The organism is Rhodoferax ferrireducens (assembly GCF_049302455.1).
In the GTDB taxonomy this organism is placed as follows: Bacteria; Pseudomonadota; Gammaproteobacteria; order Burkholderiales; family Burkholderiaceae_C; genus Rhodoferax; species Rhodoferax ferrireducens_B.
The window spans coordinates 1-17,803 of record NZ_JBAQMD010000059.1 but is presented as its reverse complement, the minus strand read 5'-3'; the positions used below and the strand labels follow the sequence as shown (position 1 = coordinate 17,803).

Annotated in this window: 18 protein-coding genes; 15 read left to right on the top strand and 3 right to left on the bottom strand. The window is 61.6% G+C overall.

Annotation, left to right across the window (positions count from 1 at the left end; all coding sequences use genetic code 11):
* The first annotated feature begins 76 nt into the window (after nt 1-76).
* The 8 genes from holA to gshB all read left to right on the top strand — a co-directional run bounded on the left by holA (nt 77) and on the right by gshB (nt 7,839).
* On the top strand, nt 77-1,141 hold the full coding sequence (gene holA, locus WA157_RS10470; protein WP_422620895.1) for a DNA polymerase III subunit delta: 1,065 nt from the start codon (nt 77-79) through the stop codon (nt 1,139-1,141).
* A 93-nt stretch (nt 1,142-1,234) separates the two neighbouring features.
* Nucleotides 1,235-1,417 (top strand): DUF3563 family protein, encoded by a 183-nt coding sequence (locus WA157_RS10465; protein ID WP_422620894.1) that lies wholly within the window; start codon nt 1,235-1,237, stop codon nt 1,415-1,417.
* A gap of 11 nt (nt 1,418-1,428) precedes the next feature.
* Nucleotides 1,429-1,644, top strand: coding sequence for a hypothetical protein (locus WA157_RS10460; protein ID WP_422620893.1), 216 nt, complete (start codon nt 1,429-1,431; stop codon nt 1,642-1,644).
* A 192-nt stretch (nt 1,645-1,836) separates the two neighbouring features.
* Complete coding sequence (locus WA157_RS10455) at nt 1,837-3,171, top strand: glutamate-5-semialdehyde dehydrogenase (protein WP_422620892.1); 1,335 nt, start codon at nt 1,837-1,839, stop codon at nt 3,169-3,171.
* A gap of 62 nt (nt 3,172-3,233) precedes the next feature.
* Nucleotides 3,234-3,560 carry a c-type cytochrome gene (locus tag WA157_RS10450; RefSeq protein WP_422620891.1) on the top strand — a complete coding sequence of 109 codons (327 nt, stop codon included), beginning with the start codon at nt 3,234-3,236 and terminating at the stop codon, nt 3,558-3,560.
* A gap of 50 nt (nt 3,561-3,610) precedes the next feature.
* On the top strand, nt 3,611-4,906 hold the full coding sequence (gene gshA, locus WA157_RS10445) for a glutamate--cysteine ligase (protein WP_422620890.1): 1,296 nt from the start codon (nt 3,611-3,613) through the stop codon (nt 4,904-4,906).
* A gap of 9 nt (nt 4,907-4,915) precedes the next feature.
* On the top strand, nt 4,916-6,784 hold the full coding sequence (locus tag WA157_RS10440) for a potassium transporter Kup (protein WP_422620889.1): 1,869 nt from the start codon (nt 4,916-4,918) through the stop codon (nt 6,782-6,784).
* Between the two features lie 107 nt (nt 6,785-6,891).
* Nucleotides 6,892-7,839, top strand: a complete 948-nt coding sequence (gene gshB, locus WA157_RS10435) for a glutathione synthase (RefSeq protein ID WP_422620888.1) — start codon at nt 6,892-6,894, stop codon at nt 7,837-7,839.
* Here the strand turns inward: gshB and WA157_RS10430 are convergent.
* Nucleotides 7,761-8,648, bottom strand: a complete 888-nt coding sequence (locus WA157_RS10430; protein ID WP_422620887.1) for a class II glutamine amidotransferase — start codon at nt 8,646-8,648, stop codon at nt 7,761-7,763. The two genes, gshB and WA157_RS10430, sit on opposite strands and share 79 nt — an antisense overlap.
* Nucleotides 8,649-8,711: 63 nt before the next feature.
* On the opposite strand from WA157_RS10430, the gene WA157_RS10425 reads away from it, so the two are divergent.
* From WA157_RS10425 to WA157_RS10410, 4 genes are read left to right on the top strand one after another with little or no spacing between them, the layout of a single operon-like run.
* The gene (locus WA157_RS10425; protein ID WP_422620886.1) at nt 8,712-10,664 is read left to right on the top strand and encodes an acyl CoA:acetate/3-ketoacid CoA transferase; all 1,953 of its coding nucleotides are present in this window, start codon (nt 8,712-8,714) and stop codon (nt 10,662-10,664) included.
* On the top strand, nt 10,661-11,560 hold the full coding sequence (locus WA157_RS10420) for a ChbG/HpnK family deacetylase (protein ID WP_422620885.1): 900 nt from the start codon (nt 10,661-10,663) through the stop codon (nt 11,558-11,560). Before WA157_RS10425 ends, WA157_RS10420 begins: the two co-directional genes overlap by 4 nt.
* Nucleotides 11,561-11,588: 28 nt before the next feature.
* On the top strand, nt 11,589-12,857 hold the full coding sequence (locus WA157_RS10415) for an ArnT family glycosyltransferase (RefSeq protein WP_422620884.1): 1,269 nt from the start codon (nt 11,589-11,591) through the stop codon (nt 12,855-12,857).
* The gene (locus WA157_RS10410) at nt 12,844-13,155 is read left to right on the top strand and encodes a hypothetical protein (RefSeq protein WP_422620883.1); all 312 of its coding nucleotides are present in this window, start codon (nt 12,844-12,846) and stop codon (nt 13,153-13,155) included. Before WA157_RS10415 ends, WA157_RS10410 begins: the two co-directional genes overlap by 14 nt.
* Here the strand turns inward: WA157_RS10410 and WA157_RS10405 are convergent.
* Entirely contained in the window at nt 13,096-13,464 is a 369-nt protein-coding gene (locus tag WA157_RS10405) for a GtrA family protein (RefSeq protein ID WP_422620882.1), read from the bottom strand. The genes WA157_RS10410 and WA157_RS10405 overlap by 60 nt on opposite strands.
* Complete coding sequence (locus tag WA157_RS10400) at nt 13,461-14,477, bottom strand: glycosyltransferase family 2 protein (protein ID WP_422620881.1); 1,017 nt, start codon at nt 14,475-14,477, stop codon at nt 13,461-13,463. Before WA157_RS10400 ends, WA157_RS10405 begins: the two co-directional genes overlap by 4 nt.
* Before the next feature lie 134 nt (nt 14,478-14,611).
* Between WA157_RS10400 and argS the strand changes: the two genes are divergently transcribed.
* The 3 genes from argS (at nt 14,612) to WA157_RS10385 (ending at nt 17,766) form a co-directional block, all read left to right on the top strand.
* The gene (gene argS / locus WA157_RS10395; RefSeq protein ID WP_422620880.1) at nt 14,612-16,309 is read left to right on the top strand and encodes an arginine--tRNA ligase; all 1,698 of its coding nucleotides are present in this window, start codon (nt 14,612-14,614) and stop codon (nt 16,307-16,309) included.
* A gap of 67 nt (nt 16,310-16,376) precedes the next feature.
* A complete protein-coding gene (locus WA157_RS10390) occupies nt 16,377-17,018 on the top strand; it encodes an SPOR domain-containing protein (protein WP_422620879.1) in 642 nt (213 codons plus the stop codon).
* Nucleotides 17,019-17,091: 73 nt separating this feature from the next.
* Nucleotides 17,092-17,766 carry a thiol:disulfide interchange protein DsbA/DsbL gene (locus WA157_RS10385; protein ID WP_422620878.1) on the top strand — a complete coding sequence of 225 codons (675 nt, stop codon included), beginning with the start codon at nt 17,092-17,094 and terminating at the stop codon, nt 17,764-17,766.
* The last annotated feature ends 37 nt before the right edge of the window (nt 17,767-17,803 follow it).

The window sequence follows — 17,803 nt, the reverse complement described above, 5'->3', positions numbered from 1 at the left end:
GGTTTCTGTTCTCAAGCGATGGGAGAGACGAGAAACTGGCCCGATGAGACAACCCACCCAGGATATTTGAACCTTCATGCAGCTCGCCCCTCACCAACTCGCCAACCACTTGCAGAAAGGCCTGAAAAGCCTGTACACCGTGCATGGCGACGAGCCGCTGCTGGTCCAGGAGGCGGCGGACGCTATTCGCGCGTTCGCCCGCACCCAGGGCTTTACCGAGCGCAGTTCGCACACGGTGGCCGGGGCGCACTTTGACTGGAGCGAAGTGCTGGCGGCCGGCGGCTCCCTGAGCTTGTTCGCTGACAAGCAGATCATCGAGTTGCGTATTCCCTCCGGCAAACCCGGCAAGGAGGGCGGCGCGGCGCTGCAGCAACTGGCCGAACAAGCGCGCGGCAACGAGTCGACCCTGACCCTTGTCATGCTGCCGCGGCTCGACAAGCTGGGCAAAGGTAGCGCCTGGTTTGGCGCGCTGGAGAGTTTTGGCATCACGCTGGCGGTGGAGCCGGTTGAGCGCAATGCCTTGCCGGCGTGGATTGCGCAGCGCCTGGCCGTTCAAGGCCAGCGTGTGGCCGCCGGTGAAGCTGGTCAGCACAGCTTGCAGTTTTTTGCCGACCGGGTGGAAGGCAATTTGCTGGCAGCGCATCAGGAAATCCAGAAACTGGCCCTGTTGTATCCGCCCGGCGAGCTGACGTTTGACCAGATTGAGAACGCCGTGCTCAACGTGGCGCGCTACGACGTGTTCAAACTGTCGGACGCCGTGCTGGCGGGCCAGGTCATTCGCGTGCAGCGCATGCTGGACGGCTTGCAAGCCGAGGGTGAGGCGGCGGTGCTGGTGCATTACACCCTGGCCGAGGACATACGCGCCTTGAAACGTGTCAAAGATGCGATGAACCGTGGAAGCCCCCTGCCGATGGCCTTGCGCGAGCAGCGCGTGTGGGGCACGCGCGAGCGTTTGTTTGAACGCGTGCTGCCGCGCCTGGGTGATGCTGCGCTGGCAAGCTTGCTGCGGGCGGCGCACCAGGTCGACGGCGTGGTCAAAGGCCTCAAGTCCCCCGACTGGCCCACGGAGCCCTGGGCTGCGTTGCAACAGCTGGCGTTTGATTTGTGCCGCGAATGCGCCCGCGTGCCGGGCAAGCGCTAAAGCGTCGGGCACAGCGTCCCGAAAACCCAGACAGTCGCACAACTAAGGGTAAACCCTTATAATACGAACCTGTCAACTTCAAGAGGACTTACCATGTCCAAACTGATAGAGCGTATCAAAGCTCTGATTCCCATCATCAAGGGCCAAAAAGACCTTGACGATGCGTACCTTGCCCGATCGGCCGACGTGTATGACCTCGAGCGTCGTATGCGTCTGCTTGACGCTGCATCCCGCGCCAACGCGCGCAGTCTGATTTTTGGCACCGTGATGCCGTGAGGAGGCTTGCCATGAACTGCCTTCCAAAGCCAGGCGAAACAGCGGCCAGTTGGGGTCGCACACTGACACTTCTCCAGGGCTTGCCATTTGACCTGGCCCGCGCGCAGTACGCCGCCGGGGTGCGAGTCGGGCTCATCGAGCAGTCTTTGCTGGGCTGGGCCAAATTCGAACGTCAAATCCACTTGTTGGAAAAATTAACGCTGGGGCCTTGGGCGCGCAGCGTCTGACGGGCTTTTATCCCATGGCGGGGCCCGCCTGATGGATCGATCCGCCGGATCGCCTGGGTGTCGGTGAAGGCATGGGCCGACCGGTTCGAACCGAGTGGTTTGCAACTCTGCCAAAATGCACCCCTGCGACCCGCGCCTGTGTTTGTATGGCTCGCCCGATCAAAAGCCGAATTTGAGCCGCTAAAAAAGTACATGATTCCACTCAACACGACCGACTACGCCAACGCCCTTGGTTTGAAGGCAAAACAGGCTTCAGCCCTGATGGCGCAGGCGCCAACAGCGACCAAAAACGCAGCGCTTCGCAAGCTCGCCGGGCTGCTGCGCGCCAATGTGGACGCGCTGCAGATCGACAACGCCAGGGACATTGAGCGTGCTGCTCAATCCGGGCTGGCCGCGCCCCTGGTGGACCGGCTGAAACTGAGCCCTCAAGTCATCGAGACCTGCGCCCAGGGCTGCGAGCAACTGGCCGGCATGGCCGATGTGATTGGCGAGATCATCGGCATGAAACAGCAGCCCAGCGGCATCCGCGTCGGGCAGATGCGGGTGCCGATTGGTGTGTTTGGCATGATTTTTGAGAGCCGCCCCAACGTGACGATTGAGGCCGCCAGTCTGTCGATCAAGAGCGGCAACGCCTGCATCTTGCGGGGCGGCTCGGAGGCGATCGAGTCGAACAAGGCGCTGGCCCGGCTGGTGCAGCAGGCTTTGACTGAGAGCGGCTTGCCTGCGGAGGCGGTGCAACTGGTGCAAACCACCGACCGCGCCGTGGTGGGCCAGCTCATCACCATGCCGCAGTATGTCGATGTGATCATTCCGCGCGGCGGCAAGGGCCTGATCGAGCGCATCAGCCGCGACGCCAAGGTGCCGGTGATCAAACACCTGGATGGCAATTGCCACACCTACGTGGACGACCCGTGCGACATCGCCATGGCGGTCAAGGTGGCCGACAACGCCAAGACCAACAAATACAGCCCCTGCAACGCGACCGAGAGCCTGCTGGTGGCGCGCTCTGTGGCGGCTGAGTTTTTGCCCCTGATTGGCCGGGTCTACGCCGCCAAGGGGGTGGAGATGCGCTGCGACCCGCAGGCGCTCGCAATATTTGAGGCAAATCAGCCTGTAGCCCCCGTGAATATTGGGTATGACGCTATCGATTCAGTAGCAGAACTCAAGCCGGTGCTGGTGTTGGCGCAAGAGTCGGACTGGTTCGAGGAATACCTGGCGCCGATCATCAGCATCAAGGTGGTGGCCGGTGTCGACGAGGCCATTGCCCATATCAACCGCTATTCGAGCCACCACACCGATGCCATCCTGACGCGCGACCACATGCACGCCCAACAGTTTTTGCGCGAGGTGGACTCCGCCAGCGTCATGGTCAACACCAGCACGCGCTTTGCCGACGGCTTCGAGTACGGCCTGGGGGCCGAGATTGGCATCAGCACCGATAAATTTCACGCCCGCGGCCCGGTCGGCATTGAAGGCCTGACCTCACTCAAGTACGTGGTGCTGGGCGACGGCGAAATACGCGCTTAAACTTGCCTGCGCGTTCCGTTTCGGGATGCCATTGCGCGGGTTTCAAATCCAAAGGACAACTCATGCGTCACGCCTTGTACACCAGAACATTTTGCGCCAGCGCCCTGCTGCTGGCCGTGGCGTGGCCCGTGGCGGCGAACGCCAGCGCCCAACTTGCCGTCGATCATGGTTGCTACAACTGCCATGGGGCCCATTTGCGTGATGAAGCGCCCAGTATCGAACGCCTGGCAGAGAAGCTGGGCAAGTACAAGGGTGACCCGGCGGCGCAACAGAAATTTGTCGACAAATACCGCGCCGGTGAAATGTTCGGCCACATCGACGCCCACGAGCGCTTGAGCCTCGAATCCGCCACGGCACTGGTGCGTTGGCTGGCCGAGGGTGGCAAGTAAAAAAACCGTGCCTCTAGAATTGCACGCTCCAAGCACCAACTGAGGACCCTATGGTTCCACATCTCGTTACCGCGCTCACCGGCCCCATCAATGAACTGGAGCAGCGCGTGCTTGACTCCATGCCCGCTATCGAGCGCTGGTTCCGGCTGGAGTGGATGGAGCACACGCCGCCGTTCTACAGCTCGGTGGATGTGCGCAATGCCGGCTTCAAGCTCGCGCCGGTGGACACCAATTTGTTCCCCAACGGCTGGAACCACCTGACGCCCGAGATGCTGCCACTGGCGGTGCAGGCTGCCATGGCCGCGATCGAGAAAATATGCCCGGAAGCCCGCAACCTGCTGGTGATCCCCGAGAACAACGTCGCGAACACCGGCTACCTGGCCAGTCTGGCGCAGTTGCAGCGTATTTTTCACATGGCCGGCCTGAACGTGCGTATCGGCTCGATCGACCCGGCCATCAAGACAAGCACGGTCATGACCTTGCCCGACGGCGAATCCATCACCCTGGAGCCCGTCATCCGTGGCAAGCGCCGCCTGGGCGTGAAAGACTTTGACCCGTGCACCATTTTGCTCAACACGGACCTGAGTGCGGGCGTGCCCGGCATTCTGGAAGAGATTTACGAGCAGTATGTGCTGCCGCCCTTGCATGCCGGGTGGACCACCCGGCGCAAGAGCACCCATTTCAAGTGTTATGAAGAAGTGGCCAAGCGCATGGGCAAGTTGTTGGGGATTGATCCGTGGCTGATCAACCCCTTGTTTGAAAAATGCGGCGAAGTCAATCTGGCCCAGGGTGTTGGCATGGAATGCCTGAGCTCCCAGGTTGACGTCCTGCTGGGCAAGATTCGCCGCAAGTACAAGGAATACGGCATCAAGGAAAAGCCGTTTGTGGTGGTCAAGACTGACAACGGCACCCACGGCATGGGCATCCTGACCGTGCGCGATGCCAAAGAGCTGCCCGCACTGAGTTTGAACGCCAAAGAACAGGCCAGCGGCGCGCGCAGTGCGCAAGCACCGCACGACATCCTGATCCAGGAAGGCGTGCTGACCAAGGAGCGCATGAACGACGCGGTCGCCGAGCCCGTGGTCTACATGATGGATCGTTACGTGGTGGGCGGCTTTTACCGCATCCATGCCGGTCGTGGCATTGATGAAGACTTGAGCGCACCGGGCGCAGACTTTGTTCCCCTGGCGTTTGAACACAGCACCCACTTGCCGCAGCCCGGTGTTCGCCCTGGCGCCAGTGCGCCGAACCGCTTTTACATGTATGGCGTGGTCGGCCGCCTGGCGATGCTGGCCGCCAGCTACGAACTCGAAGCCACCGACCCCGAAGCCGAGGTCTATGACTAAGCGCCGCCAGTGACAGTCTCCAAATCGTCCCTCTCGGCGCTGACGCTGGGCGCCATCGGTGTTGTCTACGGCGACATCGGCACCAGCGTGCTGTATGCCGTCAAAGAAGTGTTTGGCTCCGGCCATGTGCCTTTCACTTCCGACAATGTCTACGGCATCTTGTCGATCTTTTTCTGGACCTTGACCGTCATCGTGTCGCTCAAGTATGTGACGCTGGTGCTGCGTGCCGACAACAATGGCGAAGGCGGCCTGATCGCGATGCTGGCGCTGGCCTCGCAATCGGTCAAGGATAAGCCCGCATTGCGCAAGGTGCTGCTGCTGGTGGGTATCTTCGGCACCTGCCTGTTTTATGGCGATGGCGTGATCACGCCGGCCATTTCGGTGCTGTCGGCGGTGGAAGGTCTGGAGGTGGTGTCGCCCGCCTTCACCAAATTCGTGATCCCGTTGACGCTGCTGGTCCTGTTTGGTCTGTTTTGGGTGCAAAAACGGGGCACGGCGGGCATTGGCAAGTTCTTTGGACCGATCACTGTGGTCTGGTTCGCCTGCATTGCGGTGCTGGGGGTGGCACAGATTGTCACGCATCCGACGGTTTTGTGGGCGATCAGCCCGCATCACGCGCTGGGCTTCATCTGGCGCCAGCCCGGCACCTCGTTCATCATTCTGGGCGCGGTGGTGTTGTGCGTCACCGGCGCCGAGGCGCTCTACGCCGACCTGGGTCATTTCGGCAAGAAACCGATCCGGGTCGCCTGGTTTGCCGTGGTGATGCCTGCGCTGACACTCAATTATTTTGGCCAGGGCGCCTTGTTGTTGAACAACCCGGCGGCGGTGAAAAACCCGTTTTTTCTGATGGCGCCGGACTGGGCGCTGCTGCCACTGGTCGGCCTGGCCACGCTGGCCACGGTGATTGCGTCGCAGGCACTGATCTCCGGCGCCTTCTCGGTCACCAAGCAGGTGATCCTGCTGGGTTACCTGCCGCGCCTGAAGATCATGCACACCAACGTCAAGGAGGCAGGCCAGATCTACCTGCCGTTTGTCAACTGGGGTCTTTTTGTCACCATCGTGCTGGCCGTGATGATCTTCAAGTCGTCGAGCAACCTGGCCTCAGCGTACGGCATCGCCGTGTGCACCGACATGCTCATCACGACCATTCTGACGTTTTTTGTCATCCGCTACAGCTGGAAGTACCCCTTGTGGCTGTGCATCGCTACGACCAGCTTCTTCTTCGTGGTGGACTTTGCATTCTGGGCTTCCAACCTGCTCAAATTGTTTGACGGCGGCTGGTTCCCGCTGTTGATTGGGGGCGCCATCTTCATCCTCATGATCACCTGGAAGGATGGCCGGCGCCTGCTCAATGACAAATTGCGGGCCGACGCGATTGACCTGAACAGTTTTCTGGAAGCGGTATTTGTCAGTCCGCCGGTGCGGGTGGAAGGCACGGCCGTGTTCCTCACGGTTGAAGCCGGCACGGTACCCAATGCCATGCTGCACAACCTCAAACACAACAAGGTGTTGCACGCCAACAACCTGTTTGTGACCGTGCATAACCATGAGGTGCCCTGGATCGGCATGGAAAAACGCCTGGAGATTGAATCCCTGGGACACGATTGCTGGCAGGTCATCATCAACTATGGGTTCAAGAACGACCCGAATATTCCGAAGGCCTTGCAGCACATCAAGGGGCGGGGTTGTGACCTGAACGACATGACCACCAGCTATTTCCTGTCTCGCGACACCATTGTTCCGACCATTGGCAGTGGCATGGCGCAGTGGCGTGAGAAGCTGTTTTCCCAGATGCATCACAATGCCAGCGGCGCAGCCGATTTCTTGCGCCTGCCCAACAACGCGGTGGTAGAGCTGGGCTCCAAGATCGAAATCTGAAACATTGCGGGACAGACCGCCGTTACACGAAGTGAACAAGCTCTGTCCCCAACTGATCGACAGATGTTGGACGTCTGTGACTACCTCCTCAATCGAACAAGTAAATCATGAACCTTCTTTTCATCACCGATCCGCTCGAATCCTTCAAGATTTACAAGGACACCACCTTCGCCATGATGCGCGAGGCGCAAAAGCGTGGCCACAGCGTGGCCGCCTGCGAACCGCAAGATGTGATGTGGCAGCGCGGGGGATGGGTCACGGCGCATGTCCGGGATATTGCGCTGACCGGGCAAGCGGATGCGTGGTTCGAGCTCAAGCAGACGCGCGCCGTGGCTTTGAGGGATTTTGATGCCATCCTCATGCGCAAGGACCCGCCCTTTGATTCCGAGTTTTTCTACGCCACGCACCTGCTGGCGCAGGCCGAGCGCGAAGGAGCCCGGGTGTTCAACAAGCCGGGCGCGTTGCGCGACCACCCGGAAAAGCTTGCCATCATGGAGTTCCCGCAGTTCATCGGCCCCACGCTGGTCACGCGCGACGAGGCCGACATCAAGCGTTTCCACGCCGAGCACCGGGACATCATCCTCAAGCCGCTCGACGGCATGGGCGGCATGGGCATCTTCCGCGTCGGGCCGGACGGCCTGAACCTGGGCTCCATCACCGAGACGCTGAACCGCCATGGCGCGCAGAGCCTGATGGTGCAGAAGTTCCTGCCTGAGATCGTGGCCGGCGACAAGCGCGTGCTGGTCATTGGCGGCAAACCGGTGCCTTACTGCCTGGCGCGCATTCCGCAAGGCGGGGAAGTGCGTGGCAACCTGGCCGCTGGCGGCAAAGGCGTGGCGCAAGCCTTGAGCGCGCGTGACCTTGAGATCGCCCAGGCGATTGGCCCGGTGTTGGCCGCCCGCGGCCTGCTGCTCATTGGACTGGACGTGATTGGCGACAGCCTCACCGAGATCAACGTCACCAGCCCGACCTGTTTTCAGGAGATCTTTGACCAGACCGGGTTTGACGTGGCGGCCACGTTCCTGGATGCACTGGAGCAAGCCGCCAGGAGCTGACAAGCCGGGCTGCATGTTGAGCCACTGCACTGGGCGATGGCCCCATCGACGAAGACCAGCAATTCGCCGGGCGCCATGGCCACCCAATCCTCATCGGTCGTGAGGGGCTCGGTCACCACAATGGCCAGCCGGTCCTGCGCGCTGTTGAGGCTGGCCAGGTCCACGCTCACATCGTCGTCTTTCAGGTGCACGTGTTTGAACGGGTGCTGCCGCAGCACGTAATACAGCTGAGTGCTGGCATGCGTCCACAAGGCCTGACCGTTGCTCAACAAGAAATTGAAGGTGCCGTGTTTGGCGATCCGCGGCACCAACTCAGCCAGGGTTCGGCTCAGTTCTTCAACGCTGGGTACGCCGGCGTGCGACTTGTCCAGCTCCTGTAAGAGCCAGCAAAACGCCAGTTCACTGTCGGTGTTGCCCACCGGGCGGAAACTGCCATGCAGGCTTGGCGCATAGTTTTTCAGATCGCCATTGTGGGCAAAGACCCAGTAGCGGCCCCACAACTCGCGCACAAACGGGTGGCAGTTCTCCAGCGTGACGGCGCCCACGGTGGCCTTGCGCACATGGGCGATGACGTTGTGGCTCTTGATCGGATAAGTGCGCAGCATTTTCGCAATCGGCGAGGTCGCGGCGCCCTCCTTGTCGACGAAATAGCGCACGCCCTTGCCCAGTGTGGTGTTATCGCTTTCAAAGAAAGCAATGCCCCAACCATCGGCATGATGGCCGGTACAACCGCCACGCTGCGAAAACCCGGTGAAGCTCAGCGTTAGACTGGCGGGCAAGTGGCTGTTCATTCCAAGCAATTGACACATGCGCCAAGTTTACTGCGCGGCCAGCAGGGTCAAGCCTGAATCCGCCACAAACGAGGAGACATTTTGCATACCAATTTCAATCTCGACGAACACGTGGGGCCGGGCACGCGGCGCAACAAAGTGGTGACGGCGCAGGAGGCCGTGCGGCTGATTCATGACGGCGACACCGTGGCCACCAGTGGCTTCGTCGGCATCGGTTTTGCCGAGGAAATTGCGGTGGCGCTGGAAGCGCGTTTTCTGGAGAATCAGCGTGAAACAGGTGTCGGTGTGCCGGGCCAGTTGACGCTGGTCTATGCCGCCGGTCAGGGCGACGGCCAGTCGCGTGGCCTGAACCACTTTGGCCATGCCGGCATGGTGCGCCGCGTGGTGGGCGGGCACTGGGGCCTGGTGCCGGCGCTGCAAAGATTAGCGGTGGACAACGCCATTGAGGCCTACAACCTGCCTCAAGGCGTTATTTCCCATCTGTTTCGGGACATTGCCGCGGGCAAGCCCGGCACGCTGACGCATGTCGGGCTTGACACCTTTGTCGATCCGCGTTTTGGCGGCGGCAAGATCAACGCCTGCACCACCGAGGAGCTGGTGCGCTTGATGGAGATCGATGGCCGCGAGTATCTTTTTTACAAGGCGTTTCCGATCTCGGTCGGCATCATCCGCGCCACCACCGCCGACCCCGACGGCAACCTCAGCATGGAGCGCGAGGCGCTCACGCTCGAATCGTTGGCGATTGCCATGGCGGCGCGCAATTCAGGCGGCATCGTCATTGCGCAGGTGGAACGTCTGGCCGAGCGCGGCACCCTGCATCCGCGTCAGGTGCGGGTGCCGGGCGTGCTGGTGGATGCGGTGGTGGTGGCGACCGACCCGGCGCACCACATGCAAACCTTCTCCGAACAATACAACCCGGCCTATTCGGGCGAGATCCGGGTGCCGATCGATACGCTTCCCATTTCGCCCATGAGTGAGCGCAAGGTGATTGCCCGTCGCGCGGCGCTGGAACTGCGTCCCAACAATGTGGTGAACCTGGGCATCGGCATGCCCGAAGGCGTGGCCGACGTGGCGGCCGAAGAAAAGGTGATCGACCTGATGACGCTCACCGCCGAGCCCGGTGTCATCGGCGGCATTCCGGCCAGCGGCATGAGCTTTGGCGCAGCCGTCAATACCCAGGCGGTGATTGATCAACCCAACCAGTTCGACTTTTACGACGGGGGCGGGCTCGATATCGCGGTGCTCGGCCTGGCGCAGGCCGACGCGCAGGGCAATTTGAACGTCAGCAAGTTCGGGCCCCGTCTGGCCGGGGCGGGCGGCTTCATCAACATCAGCCAGAACGCCAAGACGGTGGTATTTGTCGGCACTTTCACCGCCGGTGATCCGGACGGGCGCGTGCAGGGCGGGCGACTGCGGGTGCTTCGCGAAGGCACGACGCACAAGTTTGTGGGTGCGGTCGAACATCGCACCTTCAGTGGGCGCGAAGCGCTTCGACGCGGGCAGCGGGTGTTGTATGTGACCGAGCGTTGCGTTTTTCAATTGACGGGCGATGCCCACGGTGGGGCGCTGGAATTGATCGAGATTGCGCCCGGGATTGACCTGGAGCGCGACGTCCTAGCGCAGATGGATTTCATGCCCATCATCAGTGCCCAGCTCAAGCTGATGGATGCCGCCTTGTTTGTCGAGGGCCACATCGGTCTGCGCGAGCGCCTGCTCGCCACGCCGCTGGCACAACGCTTTGAGCTGGACCGGGCGCACCGCGTGCTGTTCATCAATTGTGAAGGACTGGCTATCGACGCCCTGTCCGATATTGCCGAGGTGGAGCGCATGGTGGAAGACTTGCTCGCCCCGGTGGTGACCAGCCCCGCCGAGCGGGTGGCGGTGATCGTCAATTACGACAGCTTTACCATTCTGCCCACTCTGGTGGACGCGTACTCTGCCATGGTCAAGCGCCTGACCGCGCGTTTTTACAGCCGGGTGACGCGTTACGGCACCGGTGGATTTCTGAAAGCACGACTTGATCGGAACCAGTGAAAACAAAAAATGATGCCGCGCCGACCGGTGTGATGAAGGGCCTGATCCTGTGCGCTGATGATTTTGCGGTGAATGCCAGCGCCTCGGCAGGCATTGCCACGCTGGCCGCCATGGGTCGCATCAGCGCCACCAGTGTCATGGTGCTGTCACCGCGCTGGCCGCAGGACGTGGCCTTGCTGCAAGGCTTGCGCGGGCGCATTGACGTCGGTTTGCACCTGGACTGGACCAGTGACTTTGCGTTGGCGGCCGGGCACGGCCTGTCACTGGGCGCGGCCATGCGCAAAGCGCTGCTCGGCGGTTTTGACCCCAGCGCGGCGCGCGTCGTCATCGAGCGCCAGCTCGACGCGTTTGAAGCCCAGTGGCAGGCGCCGCCCGACTATGTGGATGGCCACCAGCATGTGCAGCAATTTGCCGGCATTCGCCAGGCGCTGGTGCAGGTTTTGAGCAGCCGTTATGGCAGCGGCAGCGGACACCGTCGCCAGAACCGCAGTGATGAAGGTCAAGACGGCCTCAAACCCTCCATGCCCTATCTGCGCATTTCGCGCGCACCCGCGAGCGCTGCCGATCTCAAAAGCCGGGTGATTGCCGCGATGGGGGCAAATGCTCTTGAAAAGATAGCGGATGACGCCTATTTGACGGGGGCTACAGCCTTGTTAGGCATATATGATTTCGCCGGTGACCAGTCCCGGTATGGCCGGCTCATGCAGGGCTGGCTGCGCGATGCCCCGGCGGGCAGCATCATCATGTGCCACCCGGCGCAAGCCGCCGAGCCCGACGATGTCATCGGCGTGGCCCGGGCAGAGGAGTTCGCCTACCTCAGCGGCCCGGACTTTTCAGAAGCACTGGCGCACGCCGGTGTGCAACTGGTGCGCGGAGTTGCCCTTGCCGGGCTGTGATCGCAGCCCTGACCGCTAGAATCTGGCGGTGATTACTTCCCTTTCCGAACGACAAAAATCCTGGCTGACCCTGGGCGCCCTATGGCTGCTGCTGCTGCTGATGGCCGCGCTGCGGCCGCTGGCGGTGCCCGATGAGGGCCGCTACGGCGAGGTCGGTCGCTGGATGCTGCAAAGTGGCGACTGGCTGACACCGCGCCTCAATGGCCTGCCTTTCTTCCACAAGCCGCCGTTGCTGTATTGGTTGCAGGCGATGTCGCTCGCCACCTTCGGCATCAACGAGGTGGCGTTGCGTCTGGTGCCCGCACTCCATGCGGGTTTGATGCTGGTGGCGCTGTACCTGTCGGCCCGGCTTATCAGCACCGAGCAAATGGCCCGGCGCGCGGTTCTGATGTTGGGCACCAGCCTGACCTTTCTGGTCGGGGGCCAGTACGTGAACCACGACATGCTGGTGGCGACCTGGATCGGTGTGGCGATCTGGTGCTTTGCCTTTGCCTTCATGGCCGGGGACAAGCCCAATGCGCTGCTGGCCCGGCTGGGCTTTGCCGCCTGTGCCCTGGGGATGCTCAGCAAAGGCTTGATCGGTATTGCGCTGCCGGGTATGGTGCTGGTCATCTGGCTGCTCTGGACGCGCCAATTCAAAAAAGTGCTGTACCTACCCTGGCTCAGTGGCCTGGCCCTGTTTGCCCTGATTGCCTTGCCGTGGTTTGTGCTGGCGCAGCAGAAATACCCGTCATTTTTTGACTACATGTTTGTTGGCCAGCAACTCAACCGCTACACCGCCACGACCTACAACAACCCGCAGCCCTGGTGGTTTTACCTGCTGGCGCTGGTGCTGCTGTTCTTTCCCTGGGTGTTTTTCGCCCTGAACCAGCTTCGTCGGCCAGTCCCCGCACCGGTGCCGGCGGCCGTGCCCGTGGCCCAAGCGTGGCGAAGCCTGTGCTGGGTCTGGGTCGTGGCCATCATCGCCTTCTTTTCCATACCGCACTCCAAGATCGTCGGTTATGTGCTGCCCGTGATGCCGCCGCTGGCGCTGCTGGCGGCGCTGGGCTGGGAGCGGGCCATGGCGCACCGCGCGCGCTGGCCAGGTTTTTGTCGGCCTGTGCCTGCTCAACATTGGCATCGCGCTGGTCTTGATGGTCAAAGTGGGCGACGTCACCCGCACCGGCCGCGCGCAGGATGTGGCGTTGGCGCTGGCCTGCGCCGCCCGGCCGACAGACACCGTTTATGTGTCGGGCAAGTACCCTTACGACCTGCCGTTTTATGTGCAGACCAGCCGACCCCTCGTGGTACTGGATGACTGGCCAGCGTTGCGACAGCGCGCCGGGGACAACTGGCAGCGCGAGCTGTTTGAAGGCGCTGACTTTGATGCGCAGGCGGCCAAGGTCTTGCAGTCGCCCCAAGTGCTGGCGCCCGCCGGTGCCGCGGCGGGCAACTGGTTTGTGGCGCCAGCGGACAACAAAATGGCCGAGGGCCTGGCGGGCTGGAAACTTTTTTACCAGGGCGCTGGCTGGGTGCTGTACCAGTCGGGCAGTGCCCTAGCGCCGGAAAGCCCAAAAGCGGCTGAGCACAAAGGTCTGCCCGGCTGCAAACACTAGCGCTGCGAACAGGGCCAGAAAGGCGGGCCAATCGAGCGTGCGAAGCAGCAGCATGAAAACAACTTCATTGCTGGCAAAGCCCGCCAGCGCTGTCACCGCGAAACGGCCCAGGCTGGTTGCCACGCTGGTGGCCGCATCCTTGAAGCTCAACAGCCGGTGCCCGGCAAAGCTGACAAAAAAGGCGACGCAAAACCCCAGCGCATTGGCCAGCTCGGGCCACATGTGGCCTTGAGCCAGCGCAAACACCGCCATGTGCGTGAGCGCGGCGGTCGCACCGACCGCCAGAAACCAGAAGGTGGACGCTCTCAAAGCAAGGAAGACTGTTGCAGTATCAAAGGCGGATTGCCGGCCTCCGGCGCATACAGAGGCTCAACCAAGCCGCTGCCCGTGCGCTGACTGATGAGATACGGCGGGCGCTGTTTGACCTCTTCGTAGATGCGTCCCACGTACTCCGCCAGTATGCCGATGGAGAGCAGCTGGATGCCGCTGAAAAACATCATGCCGACCACAATCGTGGCGTAGCCCGGAACGGCGATGCCCGAGATAAAGTAATCCCCCACCACCCAGGCGCCGTAGCCCAAGGCAAGCGCCGACAGCACCAGGCCGGTCGCGGTCAAGGCGCGCAAGGGGGCAATGGAAAAAGCCAGAATGCCGGTCAGCGCCAGCGACAGCGAGCCGCGCAGGCCAAAGTTGCTCTTGCCGTCAGCGCGCGGCAGCGGCTGGTAGTCAATGGCCGTGCTGTTAAAACCAACCCAGGCGTACAGCCCTTTCATGAAGCGGTTGCGCTCCGGCAGGCTTTTCAGGGCATCGACCACCATGCGGTCCATCAGCCGAAAGTCGCCCGCGTTGGCCGGAATCTTGACCCGGTTACCAAAATTGACCATTTTGTAAAACAGGCCGGTCAGACTCGACTGCAGACCGGACTGATCGTCACGCGTTTTTCGCACCGCATAGACCACGTCCGAGCCTTGCTGCCATTTCTTGAACATCTCGGGCAGCAGTGACACCGGGTGTTGGCCATCGGCATCCATCAAGACCACCACCTCGCCCCGCGCGGCATCAATGCCAGCGGTCAGCGCGGGCTCCTTGCCAAAGTTGCGTGACAGCTTGATGTAAACGATTTCAGGGTGGGCCGCGCACAGGGCTTGCATGACCTGCGTGGTGTCGTCCCGACTGCCATCGTCGACCACGACCAGCTCAACGCGCGCGCTCAGGATTGAGAGGGTGGCCAGAATCTGGGGCAGCACCGTGCCCAGGTTGCGCGCCTCGTTGAAGGCGGGGATGACACAGGAGATCGAGGGGGATAGGTGGGAGCGGGACATCATGACCGCATCATGCCAAAAGAAACCCCCGCTTGAGTAAAACCGGCGGGGTTTTTTTGTGCTCGGGTTGCCATCCATGTCTGGGCCGGAGCATTTGCACAGGTTGGGGCCGCCGTCCCCCGTAAAATCAAACCATGTTGTCTGTAAAAATTGAATTGCTCGAAGCGCTGCACCAAGCGCTTGAAAAACTATCCCCCGGCGCGGGGTCCAAAGCCGTTTTTGAGTCACCCAAAGTCGCCGCCCATGGCGACTTGGCCACGACGGCTGCCATGCAGTTGGCCAAGCCGCTCAAGCTCAACCCGCGCCAGCTGGCGGAAAACCTGCGCGCTGAACTATTGGTGCGCGCACCGTTTGAGCGCTGGGTCGAGGCGATTGATATTGCCGGCCCCGGTTTCATCAACATCAAACTCAAGCCCGAGGCCAAGCAGCAAACCGTGCGCGAGGTGTTGTCGCAGGGCCAGCAGTTTGGCAGCCAGCCCGGCACGGGTAAACGCATGCTGGTGGAGTTTGTCTCGGCCAATCCGACCGGCCCCCTGCATGTCGGCCACGGCCGTCAGGCCGCCTTGGGCGACGCCATTTGCAACCTGTACCAGACCCAGGGCTGGGCGGTGTACCGTGAGTTTTATTACAACGACGCCGGCGTACAGATCGGCACATTGGCCAGCAGCACCCAGTTGCGCGCCCGCGGCTTCAAGCCGGGCGACCCCGAGTGGCCCAGTGGCGAGAACGCCGCTGCCTACAACGGCGATTACATCGCCGACATTGCCGCTGACTATCTGGCCAAAAAGATGGTTCATTCAGACGACCGTGAGTTCACCGCCTCCGGCGATGTTGAGGCGCTGGACGACATCCGGCTGTTCGCGGTGGCCTATCTGCGCCATGAGCAGGATCTGGACCTGAAAGCGTTCGCCGTCCACTTTGACAACTACTACCTGGAATCGAGCCTGTACCTGAGTGGCAAGGTCGATGACGTGGTGAAAAGACTGCATGACGCCGGCAAGACCTACGAGCATGACGGCGCCCTCTGGCTCAAGTCCACCGAGTATGGCGACGACAAGGACCGCGTCATGCGCAAGGGCGATGGCAGCTACACCTACTTTGTGCCGGATGTGGCCTATCACATCAGCAAGTGGGAGCGCGGCTTCGAGAAAGTGGTCAACATTCAGGGCACCGACCACCACGGCACCATCGCCCGCGTGCGCGCCGGCCTGCAAGCCGCCAACGTGGGCATCCCCAAAGGCTACCCCGACTATGTGCTGCACACCATGGTGCGCGTGGTGCGCGGTGGCGAGGAGGTCAAAATCTCCAAGCGCGCCGGCAGCTATGTGACGCTGCGCGACCTGATCGAGTGGACCAGCAAGGATGCGGTACGCTTCTTCCTGCTCAGCCGCAAGCCCGACACCGAATACACCTTTGATGTCGATCTCGCGGTGGCCAAAAACAATGACAACCCGGTGTACTACGTGCAGTACGCGCACGCCCGGATTTGCTCGGTGCTGGCGGCCTGGCGCGAGAAGGAGGGTGGCGATGTGGCGAGTCTGGGCCAAGCCGATCTCTCACCGCTGCAGAGCCCGCAAGCACTGGCGCTGCTGCTGTTGCTGGCCAAATACCCCGAGATGCTGACGGCGGCGGCGGCCGGTTTTGCACCGCATGACGTCACGTTCTATCTGCGCGAGCTCGCCGCCTGCTACCACAGCTATTACGATGCGGAACGTATTCTGGTGGACGATGATCTCATCAAGCGCGCCCGGTTGGCACTGGTCGCGGCCACCGCACAGGTGTTGCACAATGGCTTGGCTGTGCTGGGTGTGAGTGCCCCGCAAAAAATGTAATTCAATAGCCTTGGGGACAGACCTTCAGCTCTGTCCCCAACTGATTAGAAAGCAGAAAGAGCAACGCATGAAACAACAACGCGGTGGAACCATTTTGGGGTTCATCATTGGAGTGGTGGTGGGTCTCGGGGCAGCGCTGGCCGTTGCGGTTTACGTCACCAAGGTTCCCATTCCGTTCATCAACAAGGGCCAAAGTCGCTCGGCGGATCAGGATGTGGCCGAGTCCCAAAGAAACAAGAACTGGGACCCCAACGCACCCTTGTATGGCAAGAACCCGGCCAAACCGGTGGAGCCCGCCAAGGCAGAAACACAGACGGGCGCCGACACCGGCACCGACACCGGCACCGACACCGGCACCGACACCGGTGCCGCGCCAGTGCCAGCTGCCAAGGGCAAGGAGACTAAACCAGCCGTGTCTGCCGATCCCCTGGGTGACCTGGCCCAGGCGCGCGCTGGCGCCGCGGTGGCCGAACCGTTCTCTTACTTTGTCCAAATTGGGGCCTTCCGTACCGCTGAAGACGCTGAAAGCCAGCGCGCCAGGTTGTCTCTTGGCGGTGTACAAGCCAAAGTGACCGAACGTGAACAGTCAGGCCGGGTCGTGTTTCGGGTCCGCGTTGGGCCCTTCGGTAAAAAGGAAGAGGCCGATCAGGCCAAGGAAAGACTGGATGCTGCCGGTTACGAAACCGCGCTGGTGCGGGTAGCGCGCTAGTGCTCTGTGCAGTCGAGGCGTTGAACTATTGCCGGCCTGCCCGGTCCCACTACTTTTTTTGGAGTGTTTAAAGATGAAACGTCGTGATTTTTCCTTGACCTGTGGCGCAGCGCTGACTGCCAGTGCATTGGTGCTGCCGGCAGCACGGGCTCAGACCACCGCCCCGGCCCAAGTTCAGGGCAAGAAGCCTGAATTGGGCACGGACTATCTGCAGTTGGACAAGCGCGCGGCGGTGGAAGCCCCGGCGGGGAAAATTGAAGTCGTCGAATTTTTCTGGTACAGCTGCCCGCATTGCAGCGTATTCGAACCGACCTTTGATGCCTGGAGCAAGCGTGTGCCCAAGGATGTGGTGGTGCGGCGGGTGCCGATTGCTTTTCGAGCCGACTTTGCACCGCAGCAGCGCCTGTTCTATGCGTTGGAGGCGATGGGCTTGCTTGATCAACTGCACCGCAAGGTGTTTGCCGCCATCCACAGTGAAAAGCAGGGCCTGGCCACGGGCGACGCGATTGTCGAGTGGGTCGCCAAACAGGGTGTGGACAAAGCCAAGTTCCTGGAGAATTTCAACTCGTTTTCGGTCTCGACCAAGACCAGCCGCGCCACCCAGCTGCAAAACGCCTACAAGGTCGAGGGTGTGCCTGCGCTGGGTGTGGGCGGGCGTTTCTACACCGATGGTTCGCTGGCCAAGAGCATGGAGCGCTCGCTGCAGGTCGTCGAGTTCCTGATCGCGCAAGTTCGCAGCGGTCGATAAATCAATCGTTTTAACGCAAAGGCCGGGCGCCCTGATC

Excerpts from the sequence above, each read along its gene's own strand:
- holA (WP_422620895.1), top strand. The coding sequence starts at position 77 with ATGCAGCTCGCCCCTCACCAACTCGCCAACCACTTGCAGAAAGGCCTG.
- WA157_RS10465 (WP_422620894.1), top strand. The coding sequence starts at position 1,235 with ATGTCCAAACTGATAGAGCGTATCAAAGCTCTGATTCCCATCATCAAG.
- WA157_RS10460 (WP_422620893.1), top strand. The coding sequence starts at position 1,429 with ATGAACTGCCTTCCAAAGCCAGGCGAAACAGCGGCCAGTTGGGGTCGC.
- WA157_RS10455 (WP_422620892.1), top strand. The coding sequence starts at position 1,837 with ATGATTCCACTCAACACGACCGACTACGCCAACGCCCTTGGTTTGAAG.
- WA157_RS10450 (WP_422620891.1), top strand. The coding sequence starts at position 3,234 with ATGCGTCACGCCTTGTACACCAGAACATTTTGCGCCAGCGCCCTGCTG.
- gshA (WP_422620890.1), top strand. The coding sequence starts at position 3,611 with ATGGTTCCACATCTCGTTACCGCGCTCACCGGCCCCATCAATGAACTG.
- gshB (WP_422620888.1), top strand. The coding sequence starts at position 6,892 with ATGAACCTTCTTTTCATCACCGATCCGCTCGAATCCTTCAAGATTTAC.
- WA157_RS10430 (WP_422620887.1), bottom strand. The coding sequence starts at position 8,648 with ATGTGTCAATTGCTTGGAATGAACAGCCACTTGCCCGCCAGTCTAACG.
- WA157_RS10400 (WP_422620881.1), bottom strand. The coding sequence starts at position 14,477 with ATGTCCCGCTCCCACCTATCCCCCTCGATCTCCTGTGTCATCCCCGCC.
- argS (WP_422620880.1), top strand. The coding sequence starts at position 14,612 with ATGTTGTCTGTAAAAATTGAATTGCTCGAAGCGCTGCACCAAGCGCTT.
- WA157_RS10390 (WP_422620879.1), top strand. The coding sequence starts at position 16,377 with ATGAAACAACAACGCGGTGGAACCATTTTGGGGTTCATCATTGGAGTG.
- WA157_RS10385 (WP_422620878.1), top strand. The coding sequence starts at position 17,092 with ATGAAACGTCGTGATTTTTCCTTGACCTGTGGCGCAGCGCTGACTGCC.